The organism is Streptomyces sp. AA1529 (assembly GCF_000280905.1).
Lineage (GTDB): Bacteria > Actinomycetota > Actinomycetes > Streptomycetales > Streptomycetaceae > Streptomyces.
The window spans coordinates 1-15,617 of the sequence record NZ_ALAP01000103.1 but is presented as its reverse complement, the minus strand read 5'-3'; the positions used below and the strand labels follow the sequence as shown (position 1 = coordinate 15,617).

At 73.2% G+C, this 15,617-nt stretch carries 12 protein-coding genes and 1 riboswitch; of the genes, 4 read left to right on the top strand and 8 right to left on the bottom strand.

The window, feature by feature from the left end; translation table 11 throughout:
- Window positions 1-18: 18 nt before the first annotated feature.
- The 3 genes from A949_RS0130140 to A949_RS0130130 form a co-directional block, all read right to left on the bottom strand.
- Entirely contained in the window at window positions 19-1,266 is a 1,248-nt protein-coding gene (locus A949_RS0130140; RefSeq protein ID WP_019359789.1) for an alkaline phosphatase family protein, read from the bottom strand.
- Window positions 1,263-1,865, bottom strand: coding sequence for a DUF5998 family protein (locus tag A949_RS39415; protein ID WP_019359788.1), 603 nt, complete (start codon window positions 1,863-1,865; stop codon window positions 1,263-1,265). The genes A949_RS0130140 and A949_RS39415 overlap by 4 nt, the downstream gene beginning before the upstream one ends.
- A gap of 71 nt (window positions 1,866-1,936) precedes the next feature.
- On the bottom strand, window positions 1,937-4,681 hold the full coding sequence (locus tag A949_RS0130130; RefSeq protein ID WP_019359787.1) for a bifunctional acetate--CoA ligase family protein/GNAT family N-acetyltransferase: 2,745 nt from the start codon (window positions 4,679-4,681) through the stop codon (window positions 1,937-1,939).
- A 170-nt stretch (window positions 4,682-4,851) separates the two neighbouring features.
- On the opposite strand from A949_RS0130130, the gene A949_RS0130125 reads away from it, so the two are divergent.
- A complete protein-coding gene (locus tag A949_RS0130125; RefSeq protein ID WP_019359786.1) occupies window positions 4,852-5,133 on the top strand; it encodes an HPr family phosphocarrier protein in 282 nt (93 codons plus the stop codon).
- A gap of 109 nt (window positions 5,134-5,242) precedes the next feature.
- Here the strand turns inward: A949_RS0130125 and A949_RS0130120 are convergent, their stop codons facing one another.
- The 3 genes from A949_RS0130120 to A949_RS0130110 all read right to left on the bottom strand — a co-directional run bounded on the left by A949_RS0130120 (window position 5,243) and on the right by A949_RS0130110 (window position 9,208).
- Window positions 5,243-6,064, bottom strand: coding sequence for a M23 family metallopeptidase (locus A949_RS0130120; protein ID WP_019359785.1), 822 nt, complete (start codon window positions 6,062-6,064; stop codon window positions 5,243-5,245).
- 14 nt (window positions 6,065-6,078) lie between these two features.
- Window positions 6,079-6,234: riboswitch (cyclic di-AMP (ydaO/yuaA leader) on the bottom strand.
- A gap of 215 nt (window positions 6,235-6,449) precedes the next feature.
- A complete protein-coding gene (locus A949_RS0130115) occupies window positions 6,450-7,829 on the bottom strand; it encodes a M16 family metallopeptidase (RefSeq protein ID WP_037708269.1) in 1,380 nt (459 codons plus the stop codon).
- A gap of 56 nt (window positions 7,830-7,885) precedes the next feature.
- On the bottom strand, window positions 7,886-9,208 hold the full coding sequence (locus tag A949_RS0130110) for a M16 family metallopeptidase (RefSeq protein ID WP_019359783.1): 1,323 nt from the start codon (window positions 9,206-9,208) through the stop codon (window positions 7,886-7,888).
- A gap of 273 nt (window positions 9,209-9,481) precedes the next feature.
- On the opposite strand from A949_RS0130110, the gene A949_RS0130105 reads away from it, so the two are divergent.
- Window positions 9,482-11,941 (top strand): DNA gyrase/topoisomerase IV subunit A, encoded by a 2,460-nt coding sequence (locus A949_RS0130105; RefSeq protein WP_019359782.1) that lies wholly within the window; start codon window positions 9,482-9,484, stop codon window positions 11,939-11,941.
- A gap of 252 nt (window positions 11,942-12,193) precedes the next feature.
- Here the strand turns inward: A949_RS0130105 and A949_RS0130100 are convergent, their stop codons facing one another.
- A complete protein-coding gene (locus tag A949_RS0130100; RefSeq protein ID WP_019359781.1) occupies window positions 12,194-13,096 on the bottom strand; it encodes a helix-turn-helix transcriptional regulator in 903 nt (300 codons plus the stop codon).
- A 157-nt stretch (window positions 13,097-13,253) separates the two neighbouring features.
- Between A949_RS0130100 and A949_RS0130095 the strand changes: the two genes are divergently transcribed.
- Window positions 13,254-14,036, top strand: coding sequence for an SDR family oxidoreductase (locus A949_RS0130095; RefSeq protein WP_019359780.1), 783 nt, complete (start codon window positions 13,254-13,256; stop codon window positions 14,034-14,036).
- 238 nt (window positions 14,037-14,274) lie between these two features.
- Window positions 14,275-14,502: a tautomerase family protein gene (locus A949_RS0130085; RefSeq protein WP_019359778.1), complete on the top strand. Its 228-nt coding sequence runs from the start codon at window positions 14,275-14,277 to the stop codon at window positions 14,500-14,502.
- A 247-nt stretch (window positions 14,503-14,749) separates the two neighbouring features.
- Here A949_RS0130085 and A949_RS35095 read toward each other — a convergent pair.
- Window positions 14,750-15,617, bottom strand: an 868-nt coding sequence (locus A949_RS35095) for a CobW family GTP-binding protein (protein ID WP_019359777.1), incomplete at its 5' end; no start/stop codon positions are given.

Below are 15,617 nucleotides of genomic sequence, written 5' to 3'. Positions count from 1 at the left end.
CGCACCGGACGCGATGCGTCAGGTGCGGACCTCCAGCAGCGGGACGAGTTGCTCCGCGGACGTCGCCGAGCCGTGCATCCCGATCAGCTCGGACTCCTTGGGTTCGCGCCGGGTCGCCACCACGGCGACGTCGTCGCGCATCGCGGCGATCACGTCGCCGATCCTGCCGCGCACCCGCGGTTCGACCCCGGGGCCGAACCAGCCGAGGCCGACGGCCTCTTCGCGGGTGGCGACCCACGCCTGTTCGGCCAGCACCTCGCGCCAGACGGCGTGCACGTCACCCGCCGCGCCCGGCACCGCGTACACGTGCCGCATCCGGCCCTCGCCGCCCAACTGCGCGACCCCGGCGCTCAGCTCCCAGTCCTCGTCGAAGTCGATCCGCGCCTCGGGCCCCTGCGGGATGTCGACCATGCCGTGGTCGGCGGTGACGTAGAGCACCGAGCGCGGGGGCAGCTGCTCCGCGAGGCGCTGCGCGAGCCGGTCGACGTACATCAGCTGGCCCCGCCAGGCGTCCGAATCCATGCCGTGCCGGTGCCCGTTCCCGTCCAGCTCCGCGTAGTACGTGTAGACGAGGGTGCGATCCCCGGCGGCGAGGCGCTCGGCGGCCAGATCCATCCGGTCCTCGGCGGACAGCCGCCCCAGGAAGGTGCCGCCGGAGAGGGCGATCTTGGTGAGCGGCGTGTGCTCGAAGTGCGGCGCCGTCACCTGGCAGACCTCCACCCCGGCCGCCGCCGCCTGCTGGAAGACGGTCGGGTACGGCTGCCAGACGTGCGGCTCGGTCCAGGGCTGCCAGCGGAGCTGGTTCATCAGTGCGCCGGTGGCCGGGTCCAGCACGGTGTAGCCGGGCAGCCCGTGCTCCCCGGGCACCCGCCCGGTCCCCACCGAGGCCAGCGAGGTGGCCGTGGTGGAGGGGAAGCCGGAGGTGATCGGCTCGCCGGTGCCGGCGGTGGAGCCGGCGAGCAGCGAGGTGAGGAACGGCGCCTCGTCGGGATGTGCCCTGAGCGCCTCCCAGCCCATCCCGTCCACCAGGAACACGCAGGCCCGGTCCGCGGCCGGGAGCCGCAGTCCGGCGGCCAGGCCGGGAACGCCGAGACCGGCGGCCACCGACGGCAGCAGATCGGCCAGCGAGCCGGAGCCGTAGCGCGGGACGGGCGCCGTGCGCGGGTCGAGCGGGCCGTCCGGTACGGCGCCGCCGTACCCGGCCCCGCCGGACGCCGAGGTGGCGGCCGGGTACCGGAGCGGGTGCGGGATGTTCTCAGCGGTCACTGCGGGGGTCCGACCCGGGTGGTTCCGGCGGTGGCCTCGGACAGCGCCTGTGCGAAGGCGAGGGTCTGGCGGACGGTGTCGGGACCGTCGCCCGCCTCGCTGACCCGCAGCGAGAGGTCGTCGGCGGTCGCGGATCCGGTGTAGCCGTGGTCGGCCTCGCAGTTGGGGTCGCCGCAGGTGGCCGGCTCCATGTCGAGCCGGGAGACGGCACCCCAGCCGATGGTGAGGACGACCTCGCGGGGCAGGGTGCCCGGTGTGTAGGACTCCGGGTTGGCCACCACCCGGGAGAGCACCACCGAGGAGATCCGCTCCAGCTTCACGGACTCGGTGGAGGTGGTGGCGTAGGGCGAGGGCGAGGTGCCGTCCGCCGCTTGCTCGTCGGTGTGGCTGACGAGGAAGCGGGTGCGGGTGAGCACCAGGACCGTGACGTGGCGGCGGACCTCGTTGGAGTCGAACGTCGTCTCCTGGTGCACAAGGTATGAGGCCACGGGCTCGCCACCCACCGCCGCCTCGACGGCCTCGGCTACGAGGGCCGGGTAGTAGCCGCTGCGTTCGATCGCCTCACGCAGCCCCTGCGTCGTCGTACCGGTCTTCGCCATGACAGCCATCCTAAGGGCCGTACGGCGGGCTCGGCCCGGGCCGCTCCCCCCGGTACGCTCCCGCCGCGCCGTCAGTACGCCGGAAGCCTGCGCGCCCCCAGGTCGGGACGCCTTCCCGGGTCGGCGACACGGACGGAGGCGCTCAACACTGTCACACCGCGCGGCGCCACCACCACCGGGTCGAGCTCCACCGCGACGACCTGCGGATGATCGTCCATCAGCAGCGAGACCCGCAGCAGCACCTCCTCCAGCGCCGCGGTGTCGGAGGGCTCGGCCCCGCGCCAGCCGAACAGCAGCGGCGCGGAGCGGAGCGCGCGGACGAGCCCGGCGGCCTCCTTGTCGGTGACGGGCACCAGCCGGTGCGCCGTGTCGCCCAGCAGTTCGGAGGGCGGACCGGCCAGCCCGAAGGAGAGCACGGCGCCGATGGCCGGGTCCAGAGTGCCGCGAACCAGGGTGCCCACGCCGCGCGGCGCCATCGCCTGCACCACCGGACGCAGCTCCTCGGGGGCGCCGAGCCCCTCGACGAGCTCCCGGAAGGCCCGGCGCAGCCCGTTCTCGCCGGCGATGTCCAGTCGCACGCCGCCCAGATCGGCGCGGTGCCGCAGATGCGGGGCCGTGGTCTTGAGCGCGACGGGGAAGCCGAGGGTGCGGGCCGCCTCGACGGCCGTGTCGGCGTCCGGAGCCGCGAGGGTGGGCTGTACCGGGATGCCGTAGCCGAGCAGCAGCCGGGCCGCCTCCTCGCCGGTCAGGGCCCGGCCGCGGCCCGGTGCGGCCGGCGTCGCCTCGGCCAGCAGCGCCGTCGCCGCGGACTCGTCCACCTCGAGGTCGGGCACCTTGCCGGGGCTGCCGGCCTCCGCGCGCCAGCGCGCGTAGCGCACCGCCTCGGCCAGGGCGCCGGAGGCGCGCTCGGGGGTCGGATAGGAGGGCAGGCCGCGCTGGGCGAGCGCTTTCTGCAGGCCCTCCATTGCCAGGTGGACGACCGCGACCGGCTTGCGCGGGGTGCCCTCGGCCGCGGCCGCCTCGACCGCTTCCCGCAGCGCGTCGGCGAGGGCCTCGACATGGCCGCCGGGCGGGGTCCTCGGCTCGACCGGTCCCGCGCTGTCCGGCAGCTCGGTCGGCACGGTGGGGACCACGGTGACCAGCACGGCGTCGGCTGCCGGGTCGGCGAGCGCCGTGCGCAGCGCCCGGCCGAACGCGCCGGGCCCCGCCGAACCGGGCAGCGCCACGACCGGACGGGGCTGCAGCCCGTCGGCGAGGCAGGCGTCGTAGGCCAGCAGGCTCATCGCGTCGGTGTTGCCGAGGATGCCGACCCGCGGGCCCGCCGGGGGCGGCTGCTCGATCAGGAGTACCCCGGTGTCCAGCAGCTCGGTGAAGGTGTCGACCATCAGGACGCCCGCCTGGCGCAACAGGGTGCGGACCGTGGCGTCCGGGGTGCGCGCCGCGGGCGCCGCGTGGCCGGGCGGGGGCGTGCTGCCGCGCTGCCGCGAGCCCTTGACGACGACGACCGGCTTGCGGGCCGCGGTGCGCCGGGCGAGCCTGGTGAACTTGCGCGGGTTGCCGATGGACTCCAGGTACATCAGGACGACGTCGGTGGCCACGTCCTCGTCCCAGTGCTGCAGGAGGTCGTTCCCGGAGACGTCGGCGCGGTTGCCCGCCGAGACGAAGGAGGAGGGCCCGATGCCGCGCCGGTCCAGACCGTCGAGCAGCGCGATGCCGATGGCCCCGGACTGGGTGAAGACGCCGATGCCGCCGCGCTCGGGCATCCGCAGCGCCGGGGTGGCGTTCAGCCGCACGTCCTCACCGGTGTTGATCAGTCCGAGGGCCCCGGGGCCGATCAGCCGCATGCCGTAGGAGCGGGCGAGCCGCACCAGCTCGCGCTGCTCGTCCCGGCCGACCCCCTCGGAGAGGACGACCAGCCCCTGCACGTCCGCCTCGCCGCACTCGGTGACCGCCCGGTGGAGCTGGTCCGCGGGGACGGCCAGCACGGCCAGGTCGACGTGCTCGGGGATGTCCCGCACCGAGCGGTGCGCCGACACCCCGGCCGGCGGCACGGCCTCCCGCGGGTCCAGCGCGTGGTTGACGGCGTGCAGCCGCCCGGCGAAGCCGCCGGTGCGCAGGCTGTCGAGCACCGCGCGCCCGGCGCCGCCGGGACTGCGGCTGACCCCGACGACCGCGACGGAGCCGGGGGCCAGGAGACGTGCGACGGAGCGGGCCTCGGCGCGCTGCTCGCGGGCCCGCATGACGGCCAGCGAGCGCTCGGTGGGTTCCAGGTCGAGGGTGAGGCGGACGGCGCCGTCCTCGAAGCTGCGCTTCTGGAAGTAGCCGGCGTCCGTGAACACCTTGATCATCTTGGTGTTGGCCGGCAGCACCTCGGCGGCGAAGCGGCGGATGCCGCGCTCCCGGGCCACGGCGCCGATGTGTTCGAGGAGGGCCGAGGCCACTCCCCTGCCCTGCTGGTCGTCGCGGACCAGGAAGGCGACCTCGGCCTCGTCGGCGGGCTCGCTCGCGGGGCGGCCCAGGTGGTCGATGCGGTCGTAGCGCACCGTCGCGATGAACTCGCCGCCGATGGTCGCCGCGAGTCCGACGCGGTCGACGTAGTCGTGGTGCGTGAAGCGGCGCACGTCGCGGTCGGACAGCCGCGGGTAGGGCGCGAAGAAGCGGTAGTACTTGGACTCGTCCGACACCTGCTCGTAGAAGCTGACCAGCCGTTCCGCGTCGTCCGGGGCGATCGGCCGCACCCGGGCCGTACCGCCGTCGCGCAGCACGACGTCCGCTTCCCAGTGGGCCGGGTAGGCGCGCTCCTCGGGACTCGGCATGAGGCCAGCGTACGGCGGAGGGAGGGCGCGTGCTCAGGGGTGTGCGGAGGCGTCGTATCGTCGGCGGCCGGAGCACCGTCTCCCGGGACCGCCGTCGCCGGTTCACGGCGGACTCGGGCGACCGTGCAAGACTGGTCTAGACAACCTCGTACGACTCGAAGGGCAACACCATGGTTGAGCGCCGCGTCACCGTCGGCTGGGCCGAGGGGCTGCACGCCCGCCCCGCCTCCATCTTCGTCCGCGCCGCGTCGGCGACCGGAGTGCCGGTCACCGTCCGGAAGGGCGAGGGCACCCCCGTCAACGCGGCCTCGATGCTCGGCGTGCTCGGCCTCGGTGCCGAGGGCGGCGAGGAGATCGTCCTGGCCTCCGAGGCGGACGGCGCGGAGGACGCTCTGGACAGGCTGGCCAAGCTGGTCGCGGACGGGCTGGAGGAGCTCCCCGAAACGGTCTGAGGACCTGTCGGCACCGGGCACACCTCCTGCGGCCGCCGGAGCGCGAGTCCCCGCCGGCCCCGGATGCGGGGCCGGCGGGGACTCGTGCGTCAGGGCGGGAACCCGCGCGTCAGAGCTTCACACCGTGCTTGCGCAGATAGGCGACCGGGTCGATGTCCGAACCGTAGTCGGGACCGCTGCGGGCCTCGAAGTGCAGGTGGGGGCCGGAGGAGTTGCCGGTCGAGCCGGAGAGCCCGATCTGCTGCCCCGAGGTGACCTGCTGGCCGACCGAGACGCCGATCGAGTTGAGGTGGCCGTACTGGGTGTACGTGCCGTCCTTGTGCTTGATCACGATGTTGTTGCCGTAGGCACCGCCGTTCCCGGCCTCCACCACCTCACCGGCGGCCACCGAGTGGACCGGGGTGTTCATCCCCGCGTGGAAGTCGATCCCGGTGTGGCTGCCGGACGACCACATGCCGCCGCCCTGCTGGTATCCGGTCGAGACGTAGGAGCCCTCGACCGGCAGCACATAGGCGTTGAGCTTCGCGCGCTCCGCCTCCCGCGCGGCCTTGCGCTTGGCCTCGCGCTCCTTCTCCGCCTTCTCGGCAGCCGCCTTGCGCCGGGCCTCGTCGGCCTTCCGCTTGGCCTCCGCCTTCGCCTCGGCAGCCGCCTCCTTGGCCTCGGACTCGGCCTTGGCCTGCTCGGCCCGGAGGGCCTGCGCGGACGCCTGCTCGTCCAGCGTGTCCGAGATCGGGCCGCCGACGGCCTCGGTCACCTCGGCGTTCTGCTGGAGTGGCACGTTGTTCTGGCCACCGCTCGCGGCGAAGGCGGGGGAGGCGATGGACCCGACGACGCCCACGGTGGCGAGGCCGGCTATGCCGGCCGCCCCGCCCGCGGTCCTGCGGGCCTTGCCCGGACGCCTGTGCTTGCCGGTGGCACGGGTGAACGCCATAGGGCGGCGTACTCCTTTCCTTCCTTCTCGCCTACCGGGTTAGCTGACGGGTTCGGAGCAGGAAGGTCTCCTACGGACCGCCTCTTGCGAGGCCGTCCGATTCACCCCAATGGGACGTGGGTCCCCGGTCCCCCTCGGCCGCTGCCTCGGGGATTCGGCGATCGCGGTCCGTCGGCCGCGGGTGCGGTCACTTCTGACGGACAGCGGCAACGACGCTAATCGGGGCCAAGTCCGGGCGGCAAACGAATCCCTGGCTTTGTCATCTACGCCACACTCCAACTCGCCAGCAACCACGACGAAAGCGGACATCGCAGCGGGCCCGGAAGGAGCAATTCCTCCTCCCGGGCCCCACTTCCTGCCCCGGTACCGCGCCCGTCGGCCGGGCTCAGCCGCCGGTGACCACCTTGACGTCGCCGATGCCCAACTCCCGTACCGGATCGGCGATCTGGGACGCGTCACCGACGAGCACCGTCACCAGCCGGTCGGCGGGCAGCGCGCTGACAGCCGCCGCCGTGGCCTCCACCGTGCCGGTCTCGGCCAGTTGGGCGTAGAGCCGGCCCTGGTAGTCGTCGGGCAGGTGCTCCTCGACCTGGTCGGCCAGCGTCTCCGCGACAGCCTGGGCCGTCTCGTAGCGCAGCGGAGCGACCCCCACCAGATTCTGCACGGCCACGTCCCGCTCCTCGTCGGTCAGCCCCTCCGCCGCCAGCGTCCGCAGCACCTGCCACAGATCGGCCAGCGCGGGACCGGTCACGTCGGTGGCGACCGAGCCGCTGATGGCCAGCAGCGCGGCCCCGCTGCCGTCCTCCGCCGAACGCAGCACATGCCCGAACGCGCGGACGCCGTAGGTGTAGCCCTTCTCCTCGCGCAGCACCCGGTCCAGCCGGGAGGTGAGGGTGCCCCCCAGGCAGTAGACGCCCAGCAGCTGCGCGGGCCACACCCGGTCGTGCCGGTCCGCTCCGACCCGCCCGATCAGCAACTGCGTCTGCACCGCACCGGGCCGGTCCACGATGACGACCCGGCCGGTGTCGTCGGCGGTGATCGGCGGCATCGCACGCGAGTCGACCACAGCACCCGTCCAGCCGCCCAGCGTCTCGGCGAGCGCCGCCTCGACGCCGCCGTCGCGGAGCCCGTCCAGATCGCCGACCACCACGGCGGTCGCCGTCGCGGGGCGCACATGGGCCTCGTAGAAGGCGCGTACCGCCGCCGCGTCGATGCGCCGCACCGTCTCCTCGGTGCCCTGCCGGGGCCGCGACATCCGCGCCTCGGCCGGGAACAGCTCGCGGGAGAGCTCCTTGGCCGCGCGGCGGGCGGGATTGGCCAGCTCGTGCGGGATCTCGTCCAGCCGGTTGGCCACCAGCCGCTCGATCTCGCTGTCGGGGAACGCCGGGGCGCGCAGCGCGTCCGCGAGCAGCCCCAGCGCCTTGCGCAGCCGCGACACGGGCACCTCGAGCGACACCCGCACACCGGCGTGGTCGGCGTTCGCGTCGAGCGTGGCACCGCAGCGCTCCAGCTCCGCGGCGAACTCCTCCGCCGTGTGCTTGTCCGTGCCCTCGCTCAGCGCCCGGGCCATGATGGTGGCGACACCGTCCAGCCCCTCCGGCTCGGCGTCCAGCGGCGCGCGCAGGTCCACCTCGACGGCGACGACCTCCTGGCCGGGCCGGTGGCAGCTCAGCACCGTCAGCCCGTTGGAGAGCGTGCCGCGCTCGGGGGTGGGGAAGGCCCACGGCTTGGGAGCACCGCCGGCCGGCCGGGGATGGAACTCCATGCTCTCGCCTGCCGCCGCCGCGATGCCCGCGGGGCTCGTGCTCGCCGGTGTCTCGCTCACTGCCCGGTCTCCTCGTCGTCGTTCGCCAGCGGTTCGTACACGAGCACGGCACGGTTGTCCGCACGCAGCCGCTCCGCCGCCACCTGCCGCACCTCCTCGCGGGTCACTTCCAGGACGCGCCGCACCGCGGTGAGCGCGAGCTGGGGATCGCCGAAGAGCACCGCGTACCGGCACAGTTCGTCGGCCCGGCCGCCGACCGTGCCGAGCCGGTCCAGCCACTCGCGCTCCAGCTGGGCCTGGGCCCGCTCCATCTCCTCCTCGCTGGGCCCCTCCTCGGCGAAGCGGCGCAGCTCCTCGTCCACCGCCACCTGGATGTCGGCGGTCTCCGCGCCGCTGGACGCCTTGATGTCCAGCCAGCCCAGCGAGGGGGCACCCGCCAGCCGCAGCAGGCCGAAGCCGGCCGCCACCGCCGTGCGGTCGTGCCGCACCAGCCGGGTGTAGAGCCGGGAGGACTCTCCTCCGCCGAGCGCGGTCAGCGCCAGGTCGGCGGCGTCCGCCTCGCGGGTGCCGTCGTGCGGCAGGCGGTAGCCGTTCATCAGCGCGCGGGAGGGCACGTCCTCCTCGACGACCTCCCGCTGCTCCTCCCCGACCGGGTCCGGGAGCGCGCCGTCCCGCGGGGGGCGCTTGCCGTCGTGGCCGGGGATGGAGCCGAAGTACTTCTCGATCCAGGCCAGCGTCGTGTCCGGGTCGATGTCGCCGACCACCGAGAGGACGGCGTTGTTGGGCGCGTAGTAGGTACGGAAGAACTCCCGGGCGTCCTCCAGGGAGGCCGCGTCCAGGTCGGCCATGGAGCCGATCGGGGTGTGGTGGTACGGGTGGCCCTCGGGGTAGACCATGGCCGTCATGCGCTCGAACGCGGTGCCATAGGGCACGTTGTCGTAGCGCTGGCGGCGCTCGTTCTTGACCACGTCGCGCTGGTTCTCCATGGACTCCTCGTCCAGCGCGGCCAGCAGCGAACCCATCCGGTCCGCCTCCAGCCACAGGGCGAGCTCCAGCTCGTGGGCGGGCATGGTCTCGAAGTAGTTGGTGCGCTCGAAGCTGGTCGTGCCGTTGAGCGAGCCGCCCGCACCCTGCACCAGCTCGAAGTGCCCGTTGCCCTGGACCTGGGCCGAGCCCTGGAACATCAGGTGCTCGAAGAGGTGGGCCAGGCCGGTGCGGCCCTCGGCCTCGTGGCGGGAACCGACGTCGTACCAGAGGCAGACAGCGGCGACGGGGGTCAGATGATCCTCGGAGAGCACCACCCGCAGGCCGTTGGCCAGCCGGTGCTCCGTCGCTGTCAGCCCACCGGTGGCCGGCGGGGGCGTGGCCGTGTGACCCATGGGCGTGGAGTCCCTTCGCTCGCGGGATGTCCCGGCCCGACGCCGGGAACTGCCGCCGCCGCGCGTCTCACGCGACCGGCGGCCCTGTCACTGTATGCAACCACGCCGACAAGGTGCGAAGTTCCCGTACGGTCTACCGAGCGACCGCCCTGTCAGTGCGGCGGTCCACAATGGTCGGCCGGGACCCGTCCGGTCGGCCGACCGCAGGGCCCTTACCAGTCACAGTCGACAGCACAAGAGCGACAGCACGAAGCCGAAGGAGCCGCAGCCGCGATGGCCCGCCGCAGTAAAAGCCGTACACCGGCACCGGAGCCGGGAGAGGACTTCGAGGAGCGCATCGTCGACATCGACGTCGTCGACGAGATGCAGGGCTCCTACCTGGAGTATGCGTATTCGGTCATCTACTCGCGCGCGCTCCCCGACGCCCGCGACGGGATGAAGCCCGTGCAGCGCCGGATCCTGTACCAGATGCACGAGATGGGGCTGCGCCCCGACAGGTCGTACGTGAAGTGCGCGCGTGTGGTGGGCGAGGTGATGGGAAAGCTCCACCCGCACGGCGACTCCCCCATCTACGACGCGCTCGTGCGCATGGCGCAGGACTTCTCGATGCGCCTGCCGCTCGTCGACGGTCACGGGAACTTCGGGTCGCTGGGCAACGACGATCCGCCGGCGGCGATGCGGTACACCGAGTGCCGTTCCGCGCCCGCCGCCGGGCTGATGGTCGAGTCGATCGACGAGGAGACCGTCGACTTCGGCGCCAACTACGACGGCAGCGAGGAAGAGCCCGTCACGCTGCCGGCCGCCTACCCCAACCTGCTGGTCAACGGCTCCTCGGGGATCGCGGTCGGGATGGCGACGAACATGCCCCCGCACAACCTGGGCGAGGTCGTCGCGGCGGCCCGGCATCTGATCAAGCATCCGGGTGCCGACCTGGAGACCCTGATGGGCTTCATCCCCGGCCCCGATCTGCCGACCGGCGGCAAGATCGTCGGCCGGGAGGGCATCAAGGACGCCTACGTCTCCGGACGCGGCACCTTCAAGATCCGCGCGACGGTGTCGATCGAACAGGTCACCGCCCGGCGCAAGGGCATCGTGGTCACCGAACTGCCGTTCGCCGTCGGTCCCGAGAAGGTCATCTCGAAGATCAAGGACCTGGTCAACGCGAAGAAGCTGCAAGGCATCGCGGACGTCAAGGACCTCACCGACCGCGAGCACGGGCTGCGGCTGGTCATCGAGGTCAAGAACGGCTTCAACCCGGAGGCCGTCCTCTCCCAGCTCTACAAGCTGACGCCGATGGAGGAGTCCTTCGGCATCAACAACGTCGCGCTGGTCGACGGCCAGCCTCTCACCCTCGGCCTCAAGGAGTTGCTGGAGGTCTATGTCGACCACCGCTTCTCCGTGGTGCGCCGGCGCAGCGAGTTCCGGCGCGGCAAGCGGCGCGACCGGCTGCACCTGGTGGAGGGCCTGCTGGTGGCGCTCGTCGACATCGACGAGGTCATCAGAATCATCCGGTCGAGTGAGAACGCCGCCGAGGCGAAGGCCTCGCTCATCTCCCGGTTCGGCCTCAGCGAGATCCAGACCCAGTACATCCTGGACACTCCGCTGCGCCGGCTGACCAAGTTCGACCGGATCGAGCTGGAGGACGAGCGGGACCGGCTCAAGGGCGAGATCGAGCAGTTGACGCGCATCCTGGACTCGGACGCGGAGCTGCGCAAGCTCGTCTCCTCGGAGCTCTCCGGCATCGCGAAGAAGTACAGCACGCCGCGCCGCACCGAGCTGCTGGACTCCGCCGAGGCTCCCGTCGTCTCCGTTCCCCTGGAGGTCGCCGACGACCCCTGCCGGGTGCTGCTCTCCTCCACCGGCCTGCTCGCCCGCACGGCCAACGGCGGAGCCGAGTTCGACCGGGCCCCCAAGCGTGTCAAGCACGACGTGATCGTCTCCGCCGTGCCCGCCACCACCCGCGGCGAGGTCGGCGCCGTGACCTCGACCGGCCGCCTGCTGCGGCTCCAGGTGGTGGACCTGCCCCAGCTCCCGGAGTCGACCACCTCGCCCAACCTGGCGGGCGGGGCGCAGATCTCGGAGTTCCTCAGCCTGGAGTCCGACGAGACACTGATCTGCCTGACGACGCTGGACGAGTCCTCGCCCGGACTGGCGATCGGCACCCAGCAGGGCATCGTCAAACGCGTGGTCCCCGACTATCCGGGCAACCGCGGCGAACTGGAGGTCATCACCCTCAAGGAAGGCGACCGCATCGTCGGAGGCGTCGAACTGCGCACCGGTGAGGAGGACCTGGTCTTCATCACCGACGACGCGCAACTGCTGCGCTTCCAGGCCGGCCAGGTGCGGCCGCAGGGCCGCCCCGCGGGCGGGGTCGCGGGCATCAAGCTCGCCCAGGACGTGCAGGTGCTCTTCTTCGGCGCCGTCGACCCGGCCTCCGAGGCGGCGGTGTTCACGGCCGCCGGTACGGAGGGCACCCTCGACGACTCGTTGAGCACGGCGAAGCTCACCCTGTTCGACCAGTACCCGCGCAAGGGGCGCGCGACGGGCGGCGTGCGCTGCCAGCGCTTCCTCAAGGGCGAGGACCGGCTGCGGATGGCCTGGGCCGGCACCACACCCGCGCTGGCGGCGACCAAGAGCGGCGCCCCCGCCGAACTGCCCGAGCCCGACCCCCGCAGGGACGGTTCGGGGCTGCCGCTGAAGAAGTCGGTCGCCGCGGTGGCCGGGCCCGTGTAGCAGAACGTCCGGCGGTACGGCCCCGGGGAGCTCGATGCCCGGGACCGGCGGAGACACATCGGGGCCCGGGGCCGGAGGCGAGTGGCGCAGCCACCGGCACCGGCCCCGGGCCCCGCGGTCTTGCACGGCCGCGGCGCGCCTTCGCAGGCCCGTTCGCCGGTCAGCGCGGCACCGTCCGTCCTCCGGCGTCCGCGGTGCCCGTTCCGGGCCACGCGCCGGTCCGGGAGGGCGGCCTTCCCCCTGCGGGGCGGGTCAGCGCCCTCCGGGTTCCGCCGTGGACAGCCTCTCCGGTGCCCTGCCCTCCGTGACACTCAGCTCCTGGGTTCCCACCACGGACAGCAGTTCCAGCTGCTCGGCTCCCCGGCTTCCGGGCGGAGCGGTGAACCACAGCAGGCGCTGGCGTCCGTCCTCGCTGAGGAGGTTGTAGCAGTCGAGTTCGATGACGCCGAGCATGGGGTGGACGATCCTCTTGTGGTCCATGCGGCGCACCGCGACGTCGTGGGTGTCCCAGAGGGCCGCGAACTCCTGGCTGCGGCGGCGGAGCACGGCGACCATCTTCGTGACCTGCGGGTCCCGGCCGCGCCGGGCGGCCGCTGCCTGGAGGTCGGCCACGAACGCCCGGGAGTGCTGCGGATGGTCCGCGGGCGGGTAGATGTCGCGCGCCTGCGGGTCGGTGAACCAGCGGTACACGAAGCTCGCCGACGGACCGCGCCGTGCCGGGGACTCACCGAGCAGGGTCGAGGCCAGGTCGTTCTCCACCAGGGTTTCGTGCAGGTCGGTGATGACGCGTGCGGGCGTGTTGGACAGCCGGTCCAGGAGTCCGAGGAGCGCGGGCTGCACATGTGCCGATGGTCCGTGCAGCGACGGCGGGACCGGCCGTTCGGCCAGGTGGAACAGGTGGTCGCGCTCGTCGCCGTTCAGGCGCAGGGCTCGGGCGAGGGCGGCCAGGGTCTGGGCGGACGGCTGCGCCCCGTTCTTCGTGCTGCCGCGTTCCAGCTCGGTGTAGTAGTCGGCTGACAGTCCCGCCAGCTGAGCGACTTCCTCGCGGCGCAGCCCGGGGACGCGCCGCCGCGGGCCCTGGGGCAGACCGACCTCGGCGGGACGGATGCGGTCGCGGCGTGTCCTGAGGAAGGCGCCGAGTTCAGGGAGGTTCACCCCTCCATCGTCGCTCGTACGCCGGAGCGCAGCCAGGGGGTGGCATCCCCTGGGTAGACGCAGCCCTGGTCAGGGCCGGGCGACCGGCCGATCGTGGAGGACCCAGCAGGGCAACGGCAAGGCCGCGGCCCGCCCCCGACCACCACAGGAGTCAGCCATGCCTGCCCCCACCGCCCTCGACGGGACCGCTGCCTCGGCCCAGCCCTCCGACTCACCCCGTGTCGCGATCGTCACCGGCGGCTCGCGCGGCATCGGCCGCCGGACCGTCAGCCGACTGGCCGCCGACGGATACGCCGTCGTGGTCGGCTACGCCGGCAACCGGAACGAGGCCGAGGCAGCCGTGCGGGAGGCCGTCACCAGTGGTGGCCGGGCGACTGCGGTACGCGCCGACGTCGCCGACGAACACGCGGTCGCAGCCCTGTTCGACACGGCCGAAGCAGAGTTCGGCGGGGTCGACGTCGTCGTGCACGCGGCCGGGCGGATGCACCTGGCACCGATCGCCGAGCTGGACCTGGCCGACCTGGACGACCTGCACCGCACCAACATCCGCGGCACGTTCGTCGTCGTCCAGCAGGCCGCCCGCCGGGTGCGCCCCGGCGGTGCGATCGTGACGTTCTCGACGTCCGTGGTGGGGCTCGCCTTCCCGGGCTACGGCGCGTACGCCGCCGGCAAGGGCGCGGTCGAGGCGCTGACGCTGATCCTGGCCCGGGAGCTGCGGGGCCGGGACATCACCGCCAACACCGTCGCGCCCGGCCCCACGGCCACCGACCTGTTCCTGGACGGGAAGGACGAGGAGACCGTCGCCCGCCTGGCCGCCCAGCCCCCGCTGGAGCGCCTCGGCACTCCGGCCGACATCGCCGAGGTCGTGGCGTTCCTGGCCGCACCGGCCGGCCACTGGATCAACGGACAGGTCCTCCGCGCCAACGGCGGCATCGTCTGAGCCGGGCACCCGGCCCCCGCGCACCCACGCACCCGCACACCCGCACACCCGCACACCCGCGCACCCGCGCACCCGCGCACCCGCGCACCCGCACAGCCTCCAGCCGGGACGGCAGCGAAGTGCTCTCCGCGGCCGCCGACCGCAACCGCGCCGGCTTCTTCCACCGCACCGGACTGGACAGCCTGCTCACCGCAGGCACATCCCTGTGACGCCCCACCGAGAAGAGGAACGACCAGCCATGCCCTTCGCGAACTTCAAGGTCCCCGAGAAGACCCTCACCCCGAAGCAGAAGGAGGAGATCGTCACCCGCACCACCGAGCTGTACGTCGAGCTGTACGGCGAGCGCGCCCGCAACAACACCATGGTGCTGGTCGAAGAGGTCGCCGACGGCGGCTGGGGCATCTCCGGCAACGTGCTGACCCTCGCCATGCTCGGCGAGGCGGCGGCCGACACCGGCGACGCCTGACCGCACCAGCGGCCGCCATGCGGCCATGGCAGCACCCCGAAATGGAGGGCCGCCGGGTCGGGCATCCGGCGGCACGGCCTCGTGCCTCCAGGGGTCGGTGAGGTCGGCGAAGGCCTTGGCCGTGTCCCCGTACCCGATCGGTCGACGGTGTCCGCCCGGGTGCGGGGACGGGACACGGCAGCGGCGCCCGGGGGGAGCCGGTCGTCCCTGTTCGGGCAGTTCGCGGCCGCGTCCGCGGGGACACCGGCTACCCGGCGAACTCCTGGACGGCGCCGGGCTCGTCGTACGGGTCGGACTCGTACTCGCCGTACAGGCCGTACGGGTCGGGCGCGGCGTACGGGCGCTCGTCGCCTTCGTACCCGCCGTCGTCCTCCGGGGCGCGGTCGACGAAGCGGAGCACTCCCCACAGGGCCTGTTCGTCCGGGGCTTCGGGGCCGGCGGTGCAGGCGTGGAGACCGCGGAGCAGCGCCGCGCCGTCCACACCGGAGCCGATCAGCACCAGTTCCGTCCCACGCTGCCCGGACCGCGGCCCGGGCTCGGGGGCGAAGCGGAGGAAGCCGCCCACCGCGTGCACCTCGTAGCGGTGGTCGGGATCCGCCGCGCCGAAGTCCACATAGCCCTTGATCCGGTACAGGCCGACGGGCCTGGTGTCCAGGAACTCCAGGAAGCGGCGCGGATCCAGCGCCCGCTCCGAGGCGAACTCCACCGACTCGTAGAGGTCGTGCAGATGACCCTGGTGACCGCCGCCGGCCTCGCACAGGCGCCCCGCGGCGGGATGCTCGTGTCCGTGCCCCTCATCGGAGCACCCGTCGTCGTCATCGGTGCCGTACAGCAGCGAGTCGAACGAGAGCTGTTCGACAGGCGGCCGTTCCCGCCGCACCCGGTCGAACAGCAGCGACGGATCGACGCGGCCGAAGGAGGCGGGCACCACGGGCGTGCCGGGGCTGAGGCGGTGCAACTGGGTGCGGAGAGCTTCGCGCTGGTCGCCGGTCACCCGGTCGGCCTTGTTGAGGACGAGCAGGTCCGCCGCACCTGCGTGACGCTCCAGTTCGGGATGGCGGGCCCGGACGGACTCGAACTCCGCCGCGTCGACGACCTCCACGAGACCGCCGTAG

Excerpts from the sequence above, each read along its gene's own strand:
- A949_RS39415 (WP_019359788.1), bottom strand. The coding sequence starts at position 1,865 with ATGGCGAAGACCGGTACGACGACGCAGGGGCTGCGTGAGGCGATCGAA.
- A949_RS0130095 (WP_019359780.1), top strand. The coding sequence starts at position 13,254 with ATGCCTGCCCCCACCGCCCTCGACGGGACCGCTGCCTCGGCCCAGCCC.
- A949_RS0130115 (WP_037708269.1), bottom strand. The coding sequence starts at position 7,829 with ATGGAGTTCCATCCCCGGCCGGCCGGCGGTGCTCCCAAGCCGTGGGCC.
- A949_RS0130085 (WP_019359778.1), top strand. The coding sequence starts at position 14,275 with ATGCCCTTCGCGAACTTCAAGGTCCCCGAGAAGACCCTCACCCCGAAG.
- A949_RS0130130 (WP_019359787.1), bottom strand. The coding sequence starts at position 4,681 with ATGCCGAGTCCCGAGGAGCGCGCCTACCCGGCCCACTGGGAAGCGGAC.
- A949_RS0130110 (WP_019359783.1), bottom strand. The coding sequence starts at position 9,208 with ATGGGTCACACGGCCACGCCCCCGCCGGCCACCGGTGGGCTGACAGCG.
- A949_RS0130105 (WP_019359782.1), top strand. The coding sequence starts at position 9,482 with ATGGCCCGCCGCAGTAAAAGCCGTACACCGGCACCGGAGCCGGGAGAG.
- A949_RS0130120 (WP_019359785.1), bottom strand. The coding sequence starts at position 6,064 with ATGGCGTTCACCCGTGCCACCGGCAAGCACAGGCGTCCGGGCAAGGCC.
- A949_RS0130125 (WP_019359786.1), top strand. The coding sequence starts at position 4,852 with ATGGTTGAGCGCCGCGTCACCGTCGGCTGGGCCGAGGGGCTGCACGCC.